This window comes from Cupriavidus necator N-1 (assembly GCF_000219215.1).
Lineage (GTDB): Bacteria > Pseudomonadota > Gammaproteobacteria > Burkholderiales > Burkholderiaceae > Cupriavidus > Cupriavidus necator.
Window position 1 is genome coordinate 141,184 of record NC_015726.1, and the last position, 16,902, is coordinate 158,085.

General features: G+C 66.9%; 17 protein-coding genes. 14 read left to right on the plus strand and 3 right to left on the minus strand.

Translation table 11 applies throughout. The features are described from left to right. Nucleotide 1 precedes the first annotated feature (1 nt). From metH to CNE_RS00720, 4 genes are all read left to right on the plus strand, one after another. Nucleotides 2-2,749, plus strand: a complete 2,748-nt coding sequence (metH, locus tag CNE_RS00705; RefSeq protein WP_013955236.1) for a methionine synthase — start codon at nucleotides 2-4, stop codon at nucleotides 2,747-2,749. 263 nt (nucleotides 2,750-3,012) lie between these two features. Further along, nucleotides 3,013-3,474, plus strand: coding sequence for a hypothetical protein (locus CNE_RS00710; protein WP_013955237.1), 462 nt, complete (start codon nucleotides 3,013-3,015; stop codon nucleotides 3,472-3,474). A 305-nt stretch (nucleotides 3,475-3,779) separates the two neighbouring features. Further along, nucleotides 3,780-4,412, plus strand: coding sequence for a response regulator (locus CNE_RS00715; RefSeq protein WP_013955238.1), 633 nt, complete (start codon nucleotides 3,780-3,782; stop codon nucleotides 4,410-4,412). Nucleotides 4,413-4,457: 45 nt separating this feature from the next. Next, complete coding sequence (locus CNE_RS00720; RefSeq protein WP_041227685.1) at nucleotides 4,458-4,865, plus strand: response regulator; 408 nt, start codon at nucleotides 4,458-4,460, stop codon at nucleotides 4,863-4,865. Between the two features lie 49 nt (nucleotides 4,866-4,914). Here CNE_RS00720 and CNE_RS00725 read toward each other — a convergent pair whose 3' ends face one another. Then, complete coding sequence (locus tag CNE_RS00725; protein ID WP_013955240.1) at nucleotides 4,915-6,318, minus strand: sensor histidine kinase; 1,404 nt, start codon at nucleotides 6,316-6,318, stop codon at nucleotides 4,915-4,917. A 284-nt stretch (nucleotides 6,319-6,602) separates the two neighbouring features. On the opposite strand from CNE_RS00725, the gene CNE_RS39015 reads away from it, so the two are divergent. Both CNE_RS39015 and CNE_RS00735 read left to right on the plus strand, forming a co-directional pair. Beyond that, nucleotides 6,603-6,770, plus strand: a complete 168-nt coding sequence (locus CNE_RS39015) for a DUF1328 domain-containing protein (protein ID WP_010812883.1) — start codon at nucleotides 6,603-6,605, stop codon at nucleotides 6,768-6,770. A 52-nt stretch (nucleotides 6,771-6,822) separates the two neighbouring features. Further along, entirely contained in the window at nucleotides 6,823-7,251 is a 429-nt protein-coding gene (locus tag CNE_RS00735) for a DUF883 family protein (protein ID WP_013955242.1), read from the plus strand. A 174-nt stretch (nucleotides 7,252-7,425) separates the two neighbouring features. Here CNE_RS00735 and CNE_RS00740 read toward each other — a convergent pair whose 3' ends face one another. Then, nucleotides 7,426-7,746, minus strand: coding sequence for a DUF1840 domain-containing protein (locus CNE_RS00740; protein WP_013955243.1), 321 nt, complete (start codon nucleotides 7,744-7,746; stop codon nucleotides 7,426-7,428). A gap of 253 nt (nucleotides 7,747-7,999) precedes the next feature. Here CNE_RS00740 and argS point away from each other — a divergent pair, with 253 nt between their 5' ends. The 5 genes from argS to CNE_RS00765 all read left to right on the plus strand — a co-directional run bounded on the left by argS (nucleotide 8,000) and on the right by CNE_RS00765 (nucleotide 13,191). Further along, nucleotides 8,000-9,796: an arginine--tRNA ligase gene (gene argS, locus CNE_RS00745; protein ID WP_013955244.1), complete on the plus strand. Its 1,797-nt coding sequence runs from the start codon at nucleotides 8,000-8,002 to the stop codon at nucleotides 9,794-9,796. A 117-nt stretch (nucleotides 9,797-9,913) separates the two neighbouring features. Next, on the plus strand, nucleotides 9,914-10,639 hold the full coding sequence (locus tag CNE_RS00750) for an SPOR domain-containing protein (protein WP_013955245.1): 726 nt from the start codon (nucleotides 9,914-9,916) through the stop codon (nucleotides 10,637-10,639). Between the two features lie 166 nt (nucleotides 10,640-10,805). Then, nucleotides 10,806-11,441 carry a thiol:disulfide interchange protein DsbA/DsbL gene (locus CNE_RS00755; protein ID WP_013955246.1) on the plus strand — a complete coding sequence of 212 codons (636 nt, stop codon included), beginning with the start codon at nucleotides 10,806-10,808 and terminating at the stop codon, nucleotides 11,439-11,441. Nucleotides 11,442-11,548: 107 nt separating this feature from the next. Then, nucleotides 11,549-12,355, plus strand: a complete 807-nt coding sequence (locus CNE_RS00760) for an SDR family oxidoreductase (RefSeq protein WP_013955247.1) — start codon at nucleotides 11,549-11,551, stop codon at nucleotides 12,353-12,355. 2 nt (nucleotides 12,356-12,357) lie between these two features. Then, complete coding sequence (locus CNE_RS00765) at nucleotides 12,358-13,191, plus strand: helical backbone metal receptor (protein ID WP_013955248.1); 834 nt, start codon at nucleotides 12,358-12,360, stop codon at nucleotides 13,189-13,191. 16 nt (nucleotides 13,192-13,207) lie between these two features. Here the strand turns inward: CNE_RS00765 and CNE_RS00770 are convergent, their stop codons facing one another. Then, nucleotides 13,208-14,284 (minus strand): MBL fold metallo-hydrolase, encoded by a 1,077-nt coding sequence (locus CNE_RS00770; protein ID WP_013955249.1) that lies wholly within the window; start codon nucleotides 14,282-14,284, stop codon nucleotides 13,208-13,210. A 208-nt stretch (nucleotides 14,285-14,492) separates the two neighbouring features. Between CNE_RS00770 and CNE_RS00775 the strand changes: the two genes are divergently transcribed. From CNE_RS00775 to CNE_RS00785, 3 genes are all read left to right on the plus strand, one after another. Next, a complete protein-coding gene (locus CNE_RS00775) occupies nucleotides 14,493-14,957 on the plus strand; it encodes a MerR family transcriptional regulator (RefSeq protein WP_013955250.1) in 465 nt (154 codons plus the stop codon). A 128-nt stretch (nucleotides 14,958-15,085) separates the two neighbouring features. Then, a complete protein-coding gene (locus tag CNE_RS00780) occupies nucleotides 15,086-15,562 on the plus strand; it encodes a PaaI family thioesterase (protein ID WP_013955251.1) in 477 nt (158 codons plus the stop codon). A 64-nt stretch (nucleotides 15,563-15,626) separates the two neighbouring features. Next, complete coding sequence (locus CNE_RS00785) at nucleotides 15,627-16,808, plus strand: isovaleryl-CoA dehydrogenase (RefSeq protein ID WP_013955252.1); 1,182 nt, start codon at nucleotides 15,627-15,629, stop codon at nucleotides 16,806-16,808. The last annotated feature ends 94 nt before the right edge of the window (nucleotides 16,809-16,902 follow it).

A 16,902-nucleotide genomic window follows, 5' to 3' on the forward strand; every position in this document is an offset into this window, starting at 1 on the left:
CATGAGCGACAACCAACTCCCCCCGCGCCCGATGCGCCTGTCCGGCCTCGAGCCCTTCACCATCGACGACGACACGCTGTTCGTCAACGTCGGCGAACGCACCAACGTGACCGGCTCCAAGGCCTTCGCGCGCATGATCCTGAACGGCCAGTTCGACGAGGCGCTGGCGGTGGCTCGCCAGCAGGTCGAGAACGGCGCGCAGATCATCGACATCAACATGGACGAGGCCATGCTGGACTCGAAGGCGGCCATGGTTCGCTTCCTGAACCTGATCGCCTCCGAGCCGGACATTGCGCGCGTGCCGATCATGATCGACTCGTCGAAGTGGGAAGTGATCGAGGCCGGCCTGCAGTGCGTGCAGGGCAAGCCGGTGGTCAACTCGATCTCGCTCAAGGAGGGCGAGGAACAGTTCCGCCACCATGCCGCGCTGATCCGCCGCTATGGCGCCGCCTCGGTGGTGATGGCCTTCGATGAGAAGGGCCAGGCCGACACCTTCCAGCGCAAGACCGAGATCTGCAAGCGCAGCTACGACATCCTGGTCAATGAAGTCGGCTTTCCGCCGGAAGACATCATCTTCGACCCGAATATCTTCGCGGTCGCGACCGGCATCGAGGAGCACAACAACTACGCGGTGGACTTCATCGAGGCCACGCGCTGGATCAAGCAGAACCTGCCGTATGCCAAGGTCAGCGGCGGCGTGTCCAACGTCTCGTTCTCGTTCCGCGGCAACGACACGGTGCGCGAGGCGATCCACACCGTGTTCCTGTACCACGCCATCGGCGCGGGCATGGACATGGGCATCGTCAACGCCGGCCAGCTCGGCGTGTATGACCAGCTTGACCCCGAGCTGCGCGAGCGCGTGGAAGACGTGGTCCTGAACCGCCGCGAAGATTCCACCGACCGCCTGCTGGAAATTGCGGACCGCTTCAAGGGCGGCGGCGCGAAGAAGGAAGAAAACCTGGCCTGGCGCGGTACGCCCGAGCAGCCAGTGCCGGTGGGCGAGCGCCTGGCGCACGCCCTGGTGCATGGCATCACCACCTTCATCGTCGAAGACACCGAAGAGGTCCGCCAGCAGGTCGAGGCGCGCGGCGGCCGCCCGATCGAGGTGATCGAGGGCCCGCTGATGGACGGCATGAACATCGTCGGCGACCTGTTCGGCGCGGGCAAGATGTTCCTGCCGCAGGTGGTCAAGAGCGCGCGCGTGATGAAGCAGGCGGTGGCACACCTGCTGCCCTACATCGAGGAAGAAAAGCGCCTGCTGGCCGAGGCCGGCGGCGACGTCAAGGCGCGCGGCAAGATCGTGATCGCCACCGTGAAGGGCGACGTGCACGACATCGGCAAGAACATCGTGTCGGTGGTGCTCCAGTGCAATAACTTTGAAGTGGTCAACATGGGCGTGATGGTCCCGTGCAACGAGATCCTGGCCAAGGCCAAGGTCGAGGGCGCGGACATCGTCGGGCTGTCGGGCCTGATCACGCCGTCGCTTGAAGAGATGGCCTACGTCGCCTCGGAGATGCAGCGCGACGACTACTTCCGCGTGAAGAAGATCCCGCTGCTGATCGGCGGCGCCACCACCTCGCGCGTGCATACCGCGGTCAAGATCGCGCCCAACTACGAAGGCCCGGTGGTGTACGTGCCGGACGCCTCGCGCTCGGTCAGCGTGGCGTCGAGCCTGCTGTCGGATGAAGGTGCGGCCAAGTACCTGGACGATCTGAAGACCGACTACGACCGCATCCGCACCCAGCACGCCAACAAGAAGGCTACGCCCATGGTGACGCTGGCGCAGGCGCGCGCCAACAAGACCCCGATCGACTGGAGCAGCTACGTGCCGCCCAAGCCCAAATTCATCGGCCGGCGCGTGTTCCGCAACTACGACCTGGCGGAACTGGCCAACTACATCGACTGGGGCCCGTTCTTCCAGACCTGGGACCTGGCCGGCAAATTCCCCGACATCCTCAACGACGAGATCGTCGGCGAGTCGGCGCGCAAGGTATTCTCGGACGGCAAGGCGATGCTGTCGCGCCTGATCCAGGGCCGCTGGCTGACCGCCAACGGCGTGATCGCGCTGCTGCCGGCCAATACCGTCAACGATGACGATATCGAAATCTACACCGACGAGACCCGCAGCAAGGTCGCGCTGACCTGGCACAACCTGCGCCAGCAGAGCGAGCGTCCGGTGGTGGATGGCGTGCGCCGCCCCAACCGTTGCCTGGCGGACTTCGTGGCACCGAAGGACAGCGGCATTGCCGATTACGTCGGCCTGTTCGCCGTGACCGCGGGCCTGGGCGTGGAGAAGAAGGAAGCGCAGTTCGAAGCCGACCACGACGACTACAGCGCGATCATGCTCAAGGCCCTGGCCGACCGCTTCGCCGAAGGCTTTGCCGAGTGCCTGCACGAACGCGTGCGCAAGGACTTGTGGGGCTATGACGCGGGCGAGCAGCTCACCAACGAGCAGCTGATCGCCGAGTCGTACCGCGGCATCCGCCCGGCGCCTGGCTACCCGGCGTGCCCGGAGCACACCGTCAAGGGCCCGATGTTCGAGTTCCTGGACGCGCCCGAGATCGGCATGGGCATCACCGAGTCGCTGGCGATGACGCCGGCCGCATCGGTGAGCGGCTTCTACCTGGCGCATCCGCAGTCGACCTACTTCACCATCGGCAAGATTGGACAGGACCAGCTCGACGACATGGCGGCGCGTCGCCACGAGGACCGCGCCACGCTGGAGCGCGCGCTGGCGCCCAACCTGTAACCGGGTGCGACGGCAGGGCGGCAGGGGCGGCGGCATGGCCCCGCCGCCAGCCCGTTGATGGAACAGGGAAAACCGCTGCAGGCGGCCTGCAAAGCCGTGCCGGCGCGACGTGCCAGGCGCCTCACAACTCCTTACAGAGCCTTTCAACTCCTCACAGACCGGCGCAGTCCGGCTCCCTAGACTGAGGGCTCGATACACGCAATCACCAGCGTGATCACCGCGGCGAATGTTTCGCCGCGGGGCATCCTGAAAGGAGTCTGTCCATGAAGAAACTGCTGCTCTCCCTGTCCGCTCTGTCGATCGCCGCCGCTTCCTCGCTGGCCATGGCCCAAGGCACCGGCGTTTCCGTTGGCACGAAGGCCGACGTCGGCGCATCGGTGACCACACCCTCTCCCGCCGCTGCAGCGCAGGGCGGCCTGAACACTGCCGGCAGCGCCGCCACGGGTGCCGCAGGCGCGGCCGAAAAGGGTCTGTCGACCGCGGGCGCGGCGACCAGCAAGGGCCTGTCGGCAGCAGGCTCGGCGGCTGACAAGGGCTTGTCGACCGCCGGCGCGGCGGTCGACAAGAGTGCCGGCACCGCTGCCGACGCCACCGGCGACGCCGCGGCAGACGCCGGCACCAAGGCCAAGCATGGCAAGCACGCCACCAAGTCGACCAAGAAGGCCAAGACCGACGCGAGCGTGGGCGTCAGCGCCGGTGCTGACGCGGGTGCCAAGGCGCAGTAACGTGCTGCGCTAGTCCACAGTCACTGGCCATTGGCGACTAGCCTTGTGCCGGTGCCGGCGGTGCAGGGCCCTCCAGGAAGTTTCAGTACTGACGCGCCGCAGCAAAGCGGGACGGATCACATCCGTCCCGCTTTGCTTTTGTGCGCGATCAGTGTGCCTTGTGAGGGCTGGCCCCGCCCAATGTCAGCCTGACACTGACAGCCCGCGCCCGCGCCCGGCACTACAATGACATCAACGCAAGCGGTTCCGCCTGCACCCGACTGCACCGGGCAATGTGCCGGTCTGTTCAACCCAGTGGAGCCCACATGATCCGCGTCCTGATCGCTGACGATCACGAGATTGTGCGTGCCGGGCTGCGCCAGTTCCTTTCCGAAGAGCCCGACATCCAGGTGACAGGCGAGGCCGGAAGCGGCGACCAGGTCATGGCGCAGTTGCGCGATGCCGAGTTCGATGTGCTGGTCCTGGATATCTCGATGCCCGACCGCAACGGCATCGACGTGCTCAAGCTGATCCGTCAGCGCAAGCCCGAATTGCCGGTCCTGATCCTGTCTACGTACCCGGAAGACCAGTACGCGATCAACCTGATCCGTGCCGGCGCCTCTGGCTACCTGACCAAGGAAAGCGCCCCGGACGACCTGGTCAAGGCCATCCGCACGGTGGCCCAGGGCCGCCGCTACGTGAGTGCCACCGTGGCCGACCTGCTGATCGGCGGGCTCGACAAGCCGACCGAACAGCCGGTGCACCAGATGCTGTCGGAGCGCGAGTTCCAGATCTTCTGCAAGCTGTCGCGGGGGCAGTCGGTGTCGGTGATTGCCGACGAACTGTTTCTCAGCGTCAAGACCGTCAGTACCTATCGTTCCCGCATTCTCGAGAAAATGGGCATGAAGACCAACGCTGACCTGACCTATTACGCCATCAAGAACGGCCTGGTCGAATAACAGCCCGAGATGGGCGGCACCGGACGAGGACCAGCAATACATAACATGTCGGAGCAGGCTTCGAACACTTCCTACCGGGCGCTGAGCATACTGCTGATTGAAGACTCGGCGGTCCTGCGAGGCATGCTGCTCGAATACCTGAAGGATTTCCCGTTCATCGAGAACGTGGACTGGGCCGATACCGAAGCCATGGCGCTGCGGCTGCTCGCCGCCGGCAAGTACGATGTGGTCATCGTCGATCTGCAGTTGCGCCAGGGCAACGGCATCAATGTGCTGCGCGCGATGCAGCGCAACGGCACCGGCGCGGTGCGCATCGTCTACACCAACCACGCCCAGGTCAGCATATATCGCCGCCAGTGCGCCGAGGCCGGTGCGGACTACTTCTTCGACAAGTCGCTCGAGCTCGAGCAGGTGTTCCGCGTGATCGAGGAGCACGCGGCAACGGCGCCCTGAGCCGGGCCAGCACCTCGTTCCCTCATCATTCCCTGTCCGCCGGTGCGCGTCAGGCGCGCGCCGGCTCCTGGTTTTCCGGCTCCTCTGCCGGCGCCAGCACCGCGTCCGTCAGCGGCACCTCGATGCGGATGCGCACGCCCGCCTGCACCGAGGAATCGATCTGCATGCTGCCGCCCAGCGCGGTGACGCGCTGCTCCATGCCCAGCAGCCCGTGGTGGCCGGCGGTGCTGCCAGGGTCGAAGTCCGCCGGCAGGCCCTTGCCGTCGTCGCGCACGGTTAGCGTCAGCAGGTTGCCCTGGCAGGCCAGGCTGACATCGATGTGCCTGGCTTCAGAGTACTTGCTGGCGTTGGTCAGCGATTCCTGCACGATCCGGTACAGCGCGATCGCGGCCTCGTCGCGCAGCGGCGGCAGGTCTTCCGGCACGCTGACATGGGTCTCCCAGTCATTGCGGCCCCCCACTTCCTCGACCAGCTGGCAGACCGCCGCGCGCAGGCCCAGGTTCAGCAGCACCGTGGGGCGCAGGTCTTCGATCAGGCGGCGCTTGATCTGGATGCCCTGGTCCACGTGCAGCATCACGCGCGTCAGGCGCTCCGCCGCCACCGGATGGTCCTCCTGCACCTTGCGGCGCACCCAGTGCAGGTCCAGCTTGATCGCGGTCAGGATGGCGCCGAGCTCATCGTGCAGCTCGCGCGCCAGGCGTGTCTTCTCGTCCTCGGTCACGCGCTGCAGGTGGGCGGCCAGCGCCGACAGCTGGCGCGTGCGTGCGCGCACCTTGCGGTCCAGCCGCACGCTTTCCTCTTCCAGCTGGATGCGCACCGCCTCGGCCATCGACAGCCGCTTGGCGTGGCCCACGCCCACCGCCATCATCAGGATGATGTTGATGGCGGTGAGCAGGCCGATGCCGTAGCGCGACAGCTGCACATCGTTCTCGGCGCCTTCCAGCCGGTGCGAGACTGTGCCGGCTTCGCGCGCCTGCAGCTGGTCCAGGCCGCGGCGCGCGTTGTCCATGGTCTCTTTGCCGTAGTCGGTGCGGATCAGGTCCAATGCCACTTCCAGGTCGCGCTTGCCATACACCAGCGTCAGCGCCATCTCGTTGAGCTTGCTGTTGACCAGCTTGGAGGTGTCGGCGAACTGCTTCAGGCCTTCGGGATCGTGGGCATAGCCGGCGCGGATCTGCGCCATCAGTTCGGCGATGCGCGGCAGGGCCTTGTAGTACGGCTCCAGGTAGCTTTCCTTGCCGGTCAGCAGGAAGCCGCGCTGGCCGGCCTCGGCATTGACCAGCTCGCCGTTGAGCGCCGCCAGCTCGGTCTGCACGCGCTGCGAGCGGATCACGTCGGTATAGCTTTCGCGCAGGCGGATATTGCCGGTTTCCGACGCCACCAGCACCGCCAGCGTCAGCAGGATGCCGCCCGCCAGCAGCAGCGTGTGGGGGAGAAAAGACTGCTTGAACATGGGCAATTCCTGTTTAGTGAAGGCGCGCCGCTCGCCCGCCGCAGCGCCAGGGAGCGCCCATGGAATCACATCGATCGCCATGGGTCAACCTTGAAGCCGGGCCCGCGCGGGCGTTGTCCGAGAGCTTGTAGGACTCGGCTGACAACGGAATCGGCTCGCTGTCAGTATTGGTGCGCGGGCTGGCTTTCTACGATGAGGCTATGAGCTTGCACCCCTTGGCGCAAGCCCTCACATGGGCCCAGCCAGTGCGCCTGGCGCGGTCCGATCGCTTCGGGAGCCTAGCCATGCTGCAATATGCACTCGTATTTTTCGTCATCGCCCTGATCGCCGCGATCTTCGGCTTCGGCGGGATTGCCGCCGGCGCCGTGGAAATCGCCAAGATCCTGTTCTTCATCTTCCTGGTCGTGGCGCTGGTCGCCGCGGTGATGGGCCTGGTCCGCAGGGGGCGATGACACCGGCCGCGAGCCGTTTTTCCCCACCGCCGACCGAACCTGAGGAGACCGTATGCTGACGCAGAACCCGAAAGTCAGGAAGGAACTGAACCACCTGTCCGACAGTGCCGACAGTGCCATCCGCCATATCAGGCATGCCGCGCGCGACACGCGCGATGCGGCAGCGCCGGTATCCGCAGAAGTCAAGGCGCTGATCGCCCAGCTGGAGCACACCATCGAAGTACTGGCGCGCGAGGGCTCTGCCGAGAGCATGCGCGCCGGGCAGCGCCTGCGCGAGCGGGCCACCGACATGGCGCATCGGCTGCGCGCCCAGACCACCGACGGCATGATGCGCGCCCGCGAGCGCATGGATGGTGCGGTGGAACACGCCCAGCACCGCGTGGCCGAGTCGCCGCTGAAGGCGGTGGCGATCGCGGCGGCCGTGGGGGCGCTGATCGGGCTGCTGCTGGCCAATGGCCGGCGCCATTCAGAGGAGGATTAGGCCCGCCCCCAGCCACCACACCGATACCGGGATCCGCCTGGCACGCCGTGCGGGTCCTGCAAGGGATTCCCCCTTTCCGGAATTCTCGTCCGGAAGCCCGGCAGCCCACTGCGGTGCCGGGCTTTTTTTTGCGCGCGGCGATCCGTGCCGCACGCAACCGGGTGTCTGTTCCCGTCACACCCCCCACATCACGTTGGCGCCCTCACGCTGGGAGGCACGCAGCATGTCCAGGAACGGGTAGGCGCGCTGGCCCAGGTGCAGCGGTTCTTCCTCGTCTTCGTCCTTGCCGGTGTCCGCTTCGACGGCCGAGCTGGCGGGATGGGTCTTGGCATCGGCGACCGCGGCTTCCAGCTTGTGGATCGCGGTTGGAAGCTCTTCAACGGTGATCACCCCTCGTTCCCCGAGGCGCTTGCCGATGATGCCAAGCAGCGTCATCGCCAGATCCTTCATCATGATCAGGTCCTGCGCGGCGTGGGATTTGAAGGTGATCAGCATGATGTGTTTTCCTTTCACGGAGAGGCGGGGGCGTTCCCGGGGGCGGGAAGTCTCGCTGATTTTGGCCCCGGATTGTGGCCCGGGGCCATCCTCGCGCATGATGTCAGCATAGCACCTGATAAAATTCGGCGTTCCCGATTCCCATGCCTGTCACGCGGCGCGGCGTTGCTTTGCCGTCACTTGCCGTATTCCGGGCGCCGGCGCTGCCCCAGGGGCTGCGCCTGAATACTTGCCCACAGGGCTTCCGACATCCATGCTGCCTGTTCAGACCTCTAATCTTGCCGCCGCGTTCACTGATGCGGTGCGCGCGCTCGCCCCGGCCGATGCCACCCTGCCCGCCGTCACCTTCGAGCGGCCCAAGGTGGCCGCCCACGGAGACCTTGCCTGCAACATCGCCATGCAGGTCGCGCGCGCGCTCAAGAGCAATCCGCGCGAGCTGGCCCAGCGCATCGTCGATGCGGTGCAGGCCGACGCGCGCGCGCAGGGCCTGGTCCAGGCCATGGAGATTGCCGGCCCCGGCTTCATCAACCTGCGCCTGACCCCGGCCGCCAAGGCCGACGTGCTGCGCGCGGTGCTGGCCGAGGGCGACCGCTACGGCGCGCGCGAGCGCGGCGTGCACGGCCAGGTGCTGGTGGAGTTCGTCTCGGCCAACCCGACCGGCCCGCTTCACGTTGGCCACGGGCGCCAGGCGGCGCTGGGCGATGCGCTGGCCAACCTGCTGTCGTGGCAGGGCTTCCACGTGCACCGTGAGTTCTACTACAACGACGCCGGCGTGCAGATCCAGACCCTGGCGCTGTCGGTGCAGGCGCGCGCGCGCGGCCTCAAGCCGGGCGACGCCAGCTGGCCTGAGGCCGCCTACAACGGCGACTACATCGCCGACATCGCCGCCGATTTCCTGGCCGGCAAGACTGTCAGCGCCTCGGACGGCGAGCCCGTGACCGCGTCAGGCAACGTCGAGGACATCGACTCGATCCGCAAGTTTGCCGTCACCTACCTGCGCAATGAGCAGGACATCGACCTGCAGGCCTTCGGCGTCAAGTTCGACCGCTACTACCTGGAGTCGTCGCTGTATAGCGACGGCCGCGTCGAAGCCGCGGTGCAGTCGCTGATCGGCAAGGGCAAGACCTACGAGAGCGAGGGCGCGCTGTGGCTGCGCACCACCGACGACGGCGACGACAAGGACCGCGTGATGAAGAAGAGCGACGGCACCTATACGTACTTCGTGCCGGACGTGGCCTACCACACCACCAAGTGGGAGCGTGGCTTCACCAAGGTCATCAACGTGCAGGGCAGCGACCACCACGGCACCATCGCGCGCGTGCGCGCCGGCCTGCAGGGCCTGGACATGGGCATCCCGCAGGGCTACCCCGACTACGTGCTGCACAAGATGGTCACCGTGATGAAGAACGGCGAGGAGGTCAAGATCTCCAAGCGCGCCGGCTCCTATGTCACCGTGCGCGACCTGATCGAATGGTCCAACGGCCAGGACGACACCTGCGAGACCATCCGCGGCTGCCTGGAGCAAGGCGTGGCCGACTGGCCCGCGCACTTCACCCGTGGCCGCGACGCGGTGCGCTTCTTCCTGCTGTCGCGCAAGGCCGATACCGAGTTCGTGTTCGACGTCGACCTCGCGCTCAAGCAGAGCGACGAGAACCCGGTGTACTACGTGCAGTACGCCCATGCCCGCATCTGCTCGATCTTCGAGTCGTGGGGCGGCGCGGACTGGGAAGCCCGCCTGGCCGAGCTGGCCGGCGCCGACCTGTCCGCCGTGACCGGCCCCGAAGCCAGCGCCCAGGCGCAGGCGCTGGGACAGCGCCTGGCCGAGTTCCCGGACATGCTGTCGGTCGCCGCCGCCGAGCTGGCGCCGCATGCGGTCGCCTTCTACCTGCGCGACCTGGCCGGCGACTTCCACGCCTTCTACAACGCCGACCGCGTGCTGGTGGACGACGAGGCCGTCAAGCGCGCCCGGCTGGCGCTGCTGGCCGCCACGCGCCAGGTGCTGCGCAACGGCCTGGCGGTGATCGGCGTGTCCGCTCCGCGCCGCATGTAAGCAGACGTCCGGCGTCCCCCGCGCGGGACGCACGGGGCCGTCCGGCCCCGGGGACGATGCCAGTGCTGCCGTTGGCGGCGCTGGCCCTATAATCCCGGCATCACCGAAGAGGACTTCATGCAACAGCAACGCAAGCGCGAGTCGCGCCATGTCCGCCGCAACCAGCAACGCGGCGGTACGTTCCTGGGCCTGGTGCTCGGGCTGATCGTCGGGCTGGCCATCGCCGTGGTGGTCGCCCTGTACATCACCAAGTCGCCGACCCCGTTCCAGCAGAAGAGTGCCCCGCGCCCGAGCGAGCCGGGTAATGTCACCAGCCAGCTGCCGCCGCCGGCCCAGCGCGCCGACGAGGGCCCGAGCGACCCCAACAAGCCGCTGTGGAGCAAGACCCCGGCCAAGCCGGTGGGCCAGCCGCCCGAGCCGGAACCGAAGGCGAACGGCCGTTCTGGCCAGAACGGCCAGCAACCCCCGGTGGCAGTGGCCCGTCCGGCCGAGAAGCCGGTGGAAAAGCCCGCGGAAAAGCCGGCTGACAAGCCCGTCGCCAGCAAGCCGGCCGAGAAGCCGGTGGCCGACCCGATCGCCGAGATCGCCCAGGCCGACGCCAACAAGGTGGGCTACCTGCTGCAGGTGGGCGCGTTCCGCTCGTCGGACGACGCCGACCGCCAGAAGGCCAACCTGGCGATGCAGGGCTTCGAAGCCAGGATCACCGAACGCGACGTCAACGGCGTCAAGATGTACCGGGTGCGCCTGGGGCCGTTCAACCGCATCGAAGACATGAACAAGGCACGCGACCGGCTGCAGTCGTCCGGCTTCGAGGCCTCGGTGATCCGCTTCACCAAGCAGTAAGCCGGACCGCAGGGTCAGGCGTTATTCCAGTCGTGCCGGCGGCACTGGCTGTCATCGCCGGTAACCGCCGCAACACGTTGTCACCAGAAGTGGCCGGCGTTCCGCTGAACCGGACGCCGCCGCCGCTGTCATACGCTCATCGTCCAAACCGCAAGGCCGCACCAAGATGAAAAAACTCGCCGCACTGTTCGCCATGTTCGCCGCCGTGGGCGGCCTGCTGATGTCCGCCCCGTCCCGGGCGGCGCCCGCCGAGGGCAAGGAATACCAGGTCCTGAAGGCGGCCCAGCCGGTCGCCGCGGGCAAGATCGAGGTGACCGAGTTCTTCTGGTACGGCTGCCCGCACTGCTACGATTTCGAGCCGGATCTGGAAGCCTGGGTCAAGAAGCAGGGCAGCAACGTGGTCTTCAAGCGTGTGCCGGTCGCGTTCCGTGACGACCTGCTGCCGCACACCAAGATCTTCTATGCGCTGGAAGCCATCGGCAAGCTCGACGCCATGCACACCAAGGTCTTCAACGCCATCCACGTGGACCGCAAGCGCATGACGGACCCCAACGAGATCGCCGACTTCATGGCCAAGAACGGTGTGGACCGCAAGGCCTTCCTGGACGCCTACAACTCGTTCACGGTGACCACCAACTCGCAGCGCGCCAACAAAATCGCCGACGCCTACAAGATCGACGGCGTGCCGACCGTGGTGGTGCAGGGCAAGTTCGTGACCTCGCCGTCGATTGCCGGCAACAAGCAGGGCGCGATCCAGACCATGGATTACCTGGTGGACCAGGTGAAGGCGAAGAAGATGTAATCTGCTGGCGGCCTTCGCAAGCCGAGGGTTATCCAACACCTGTAGCAAGCCAAACGGCTGGTATCCTGTACCAGCCGTTTTTTATTTCAGACCGCAACCCTGCCTTCATGCGTCCTCTCAAAGTCTTCCTGACCGGCGCCTCCAGCGGCCTGGGCCAGGCTCTCGCGCGCGAATACGCGTCGCAGGGCGCCATCCTCGGGCTGGTGGCGCGCCGCGAGGACGCGCTGCGCGAGTTTGTCGCCACGCTGCCCAACCCGGGCGCGGTGCGCGTCTACGGCGCCGATGTGCGCGATGCCGACGCCATGGCGCGCGCCGCGCAGGACTTCCTTGGCCATTTCGGCTGCCCGGACGTGGTGATCGCCAATGCCGGGGTCTCGGTCGGCACCGTCGCCAGCGAGCGCGAGGACCTCGACGCCTTCCGCCAGGTGATGGATACCAACTGGTTCGGCGTGCTGACCACCTTCCAGCCCTTCCTGCACGCGATGCAGGCGCGCGAGCCTGGCCACTTCGGGCGCCGCGGCACGCTGGTGGGCATTGCCAGCGTCGCCGGCGTGCGCGGGCTACCGGGCGCGGGCGCCTACAGCGCGTCCAAGTCGGCGGTGATCAAGCTGCTGGAAAGCCTGCGGCTGGAGCAGCGCGCGCACGGCATCCGCGTGGTCACGATCGCGCCTGGCTATATCCGCACGCCGATGACCGCGCACAACCCGTACCGCATGCCGTTCCTGACCGATGCCGACGTGTTCGCGCGCAAGGCCGTGCGCGTGATCGCAGCCGGCCGGCGTTTCCGCGTGATTCCGTGGCCGATGGGCGTGGTGGCGGCGCTGCTGCACGTGATGCCGCGCTGGCTCTACGATGCGCTGGCCGCGGGCGCGCCGCGCAAGCCGCGGCGCGCCGACCCGCCGCAGGAGCCCTGACCATGTGGCGCGACGCCATCGGCCAGCAGCATGCCGCCGCCAGCGGGGTGGTGCGGATCGCGTCGCTGGTGCCGTCGGTGACGGAGTTGCTGTTCGCGCTCGGGCTGGCCCGGCAGATGGTGGCGCGCACCGGCTTCTGCATCCACCCGGAACCGGCCGTGCGCGCGGTGCCCAAGGTGGGCGGCACCAAGGACGTGAACGTGGCGCGGCTGCGCGAGCTGGCGCCCACGCACGTGGTGGTCAATATCGATGAGAACCGGCGCGAGACCGTGGACGAGATCCGCGCGTTCGTGCCCAATGTGATCGTCACCCATCCGTGCGCGCCGGAAGACAATCTGGGCCTGTACCAGCTGCTGGGCGGCATCTTCGGCTGCCACGCCGAGGCCGAGGCGCTGTGCACGGCGCTGCAGGTGCAGCTGGACGCGATCTGCGTGCGCCCGTGGCCGGCGCGCCGCGTGCTGTATGCGATCTGGCAGGACCCGTGGATGACGGTGTCGCGCGACACGTATATCAGCCGCTTGCTGGCGCTGGCCAACTGGCAGACCTGGCCGGACGGCGGCGCTGCATTGCAAGCCTGCGTGGGCGGCGACTGCAGCCGCCCCAACGCGTCCGGCGAGCGCTATCCCACCTTCCGCTGGAGCGACGCGCTGGTGCGCGAGCTCGACCTCGTGCTGCTGTCGACCGAGCCCTACCGCTTTACCGAAGACCACGCCGACGCGCTCGAGCGCCAGCTTGGCAAGACGGTGCTGCTGGTCGACGGCGAGATGCTGTCCTGGTATGGCAGCCGCGCCATCGACGGGGTGCGCTACCTGGCGGCGCTGGCGGCCGCCAACTAAGGCCCTGCTAAGCCAGTCAGGCCGCGCGGAAGCGGATCACGCCGTCGTCGCCGGTCTCCCGCATCAATTCGCCACGGTGCCACAGGCAGTGCAGGTGGGCCAGCGACTCGCCCATGGCGAAGGTCATCTGGTGGATGTCGAACTGGCGCTTGAAGATCACGCTGACGATGTCGTGCGCGCTGCAGGCCTTCCCGCCGCAGGCTTCGAGCGTTTCGGCGAGGCGGTCGGCATGGTGCTCGCGCAGCTGCATGATGCGGGTATGCAGGTTGCGGAAGGGGCGGCCGTGTGAGGGCAGGATCAGCACGTCCTGCGGCAGTGGCTCATACTTGCCGAGCGAGTCCAGGTAAAGCTGCAGCGAATTGCCTTCGGGCTCCATGTCGAACACGCTGACATTGGTCGAGATGCGCGGCAGCACCATGTCGCCGGAGATCAGCACATTGGTGGCGGCGTTGTACAGCGCCACGTGCTCGGGCGAATGGCCGAAGCCGGTGATCACGCGCCAGGCCGAGGTCGCCGCATCGGTGCCGATCCGTACCGTGTCGCCTTCCATCATGCGGCGGTACTGCGCCGGCAGGTCCGGCACCAGCGACGGGTAGTAGGTCTTGCGCGCGCGCAGCTTTTCCTGGCTGTCGGCATCGGTCAGGCCGTGCAGCGCGAAGTGCGCGGCGGCGGCGTCGCCGCCCGCGCTGGAGCCGGCACCGGTGCCGCTGCCCATCACGCGCGCGCTCATGTAGTCGCCCAGGCTCATCCACAGCCGTACGCCGAAGCGCTTGCACAGCCAGTGCGCCAGGCCGACGTGGTCGGGGTGGCTGTGCGTCACCAGCACGCGCACCACCGGCAGGCCTTCCAGCTCATTGGCGAAGATGGTTTCCCAGTGGCCCTTGATGATGTCGTTGGTGATGCCGCAGTCGATGATGGTCCAGCCGTCGCGGCCGTCCAGGCGGTCGCGCAGCAGCCACAGGTTGATATGGTCGAGCGCGAACGGCAGCGGCATGCGCAGCCAGTAGACGCCGGGGGCGACTTCCTGCTTGGAGCCGGGCTCGGGCATGGTGTCGCCGAACGGGTATTGGAGCTGGTGTTCGAGTGCGTTCATGAGGAGTCTCGTGGTCGAAGCCTGGCGCCAGGGCGCGGGCTTTCTCGTTCTGCCGCCACGCCCGGCCCGAAAGACCTGGGGCGTGAAAGCACCGGTTGCCAGCCGTCCTGGTTGACGCTAACGTAAACGTCAATCATACGGCTCGTTTCCATCTTAAGCGAAAACTTGACTTCACAACGAACGACCGTTCACTTTCTTTGGGCAGGCTATGTCAGCGACGCCAGCGGCGGCTTCCGCCACCTTCACCATCACCGACCTTGCGCGCGAATTTGACATCACGCCCCGGGCCATCCGTTTCTACGAGGACCAGGGCCTGCTGTCGCCGGAGCGCGAAGGGCCGGGCGGGCGCAAGCGGGTCTACAACGGCCGTGAACGGACCCGGCTGAAGCTGACGCTGCGCGGCAAGAGGTTGGGGCTTACTCTCAATGAGATCCGCGAGATCCTTGATCTCTACGAGTCACCGCGCGACACCACCCCGCAGCTGGAGCGCTTCCTGCACTCGCTCGCGGCGCACCGGCGCACGCTGGAGCAGCAGATGGAAGACTTGCAGGCACAATTGGCCGAGATCGACCAGCATGAGCGGCAGTGCAGGGCCTTGCTGGCCGCGCAGACCGGCAAGCCGCAGCCGGCCACGGAAGGCGGCGATGCGCCGGCCCGGACCACCGCCGCCTGAAGCGCCACTTCCACCGGCATCCGTGCCGGATGGGATTGACGTTTACGTAAACGTCAATAGAATACCCGGACAGCGCGCGCAGCCTGTGGCTGCCCGGCGACCCAACGTTTTCACACCGGAACTCCGCCATGACGTCATCCAACGCCAGTGCCGTACCCGCTGAACCAGGATCGCTGTCCGCCGCGCGCGCCGACGCCATTGCCACCAGTTTTTCCCGCCAGGGGCTGATGACCACCTTTGGCGCGAGCCTGCGGCGGGTGGACCGCGGCGAGGTCGAGCTGGCGATGCCGTGGTCCGACGGCGTGACCCAGCAGCACGGCTTCTTCCACGGCGGCGCGGTGGGTGCGCTGGCAGACAGCGCCTGCGGCTATGCCGCGCTGACGATGGTGGGCGAAGATGAGGCGGGCCTGACCGCCGAATACAAGATCAACCTGCTGTCTCCCGCCCAGGGCGAACGCCTGGTGGCGGTGGGGCGGGTCCTCAAGCCCGGGCGCACGCTGATCGTGGCGCAGGGCGATGTCTATGTCGAGCAGGACGGCCGCCGCAAGCAGGTGGCCACCATGCTGATGACGCTGTGCGTGGTCAAGACACTGGGCCACGTCTGAACTGACGGATCCGGCCATCCATCCGGAACCCGACACACATACCGATTCCAAACAGGAGACCATCATGACCGAACTGCCAGGCCTGAAATTCGATCTGGGCGAAGACATCGAGATGCTGCGCAACTCCGTGCGCGACTGGGCCCAGGCCGAACTAGCCCCGCGCGCCGCCGAGATCGACCGCACCGACCAGTTCCCGATGGACGCCTGGAAGAAGATGGGCGACCTGGGCGTGCTGGGCATCACCGTGGCCGAGGAATACGGCGGCGCCAACATGGGCTACCTGGCGCACATGATCGCGATGGAAGAAATCAGCCGCGCCTCGGCGTCGGTCGGCCTGTCCTACGGTGCCCACTCCAACCTGTGCGTGAACCAGATCCACCGCAACGGCACCGCCGCGCAGAAGGCCAAATACCTGCCCAAGCTGGTCTCGGGCGAATGGATCGGCGCGCTGGCGATGAGCGAGCCCAATGCCGGCTCCGACGTGGTCAGCATGAAGCTGCGCGCCGAACTGAAGGGCGACCGCTACGTGCTCAACGGCACCAAGATGTGGATCACCAACGGCCCGGACTGCGACGTGCTGGTGGTCTACGCCAAGACCGAGCCCGAGCTGGGCGCGCGCGGCATGACCGCTTTTATCGTCGAGAAGGGCATGAAGGGCTTCTCGGTGGCGCAAAAGCTGGACAAGCTGGGCATGCGCGGCTCGCACACCGGCGAACTGGTGTTCCAGGACGTGGAAGTGCCGGTCGAGAACATCCTCGGCGCCGAGAACGGCGGCGCCAAGGTGCTGATGAGCGGGCTGGACTACGAGCGCGCGGTGCTGTCGGGCGGCCCGGTCGGGATCATGCAGGCGTGCATGGACGTGGTTACCCCGTATATCCACGACCGCAAGCAGTTCGGCCAGAGCATCGGCGAATTCCAGCTGATCCAGGGCAAGGTGGCCGACATGTACACCACGCTGCAGGCCGCGCGCAGCTACCTGTACACGGTCGGCAAGAACCTGGACGCGCTGGGCAGCGGCCACGTGCGCCAGGTGCGCAAGGACTGCGCCGCGGTGATCCTGTACACCGCCGAGAAGGCCACCTGGATGGCGGGTGAGACCGTGCAGATCCTGGGCGGCAACGGCTATATCAATGAATACCCGGCCGGCCGCCTGTGGCGCGACGCCAAGCTGTACGAGATCGGCGCCGGCACCTCGGAAATCCGCCGCATGCTGATCGGCCGCGAGCTGTTCGCGGAGACCATGTAAAGCGCAAGGGGGCGCCGAAATCACCCGGAGCCCCCGCCCGAACCCCATTACAATCTCAGTACCCGTCGCAAGACCTCTCGCAGTATTGCCCCCG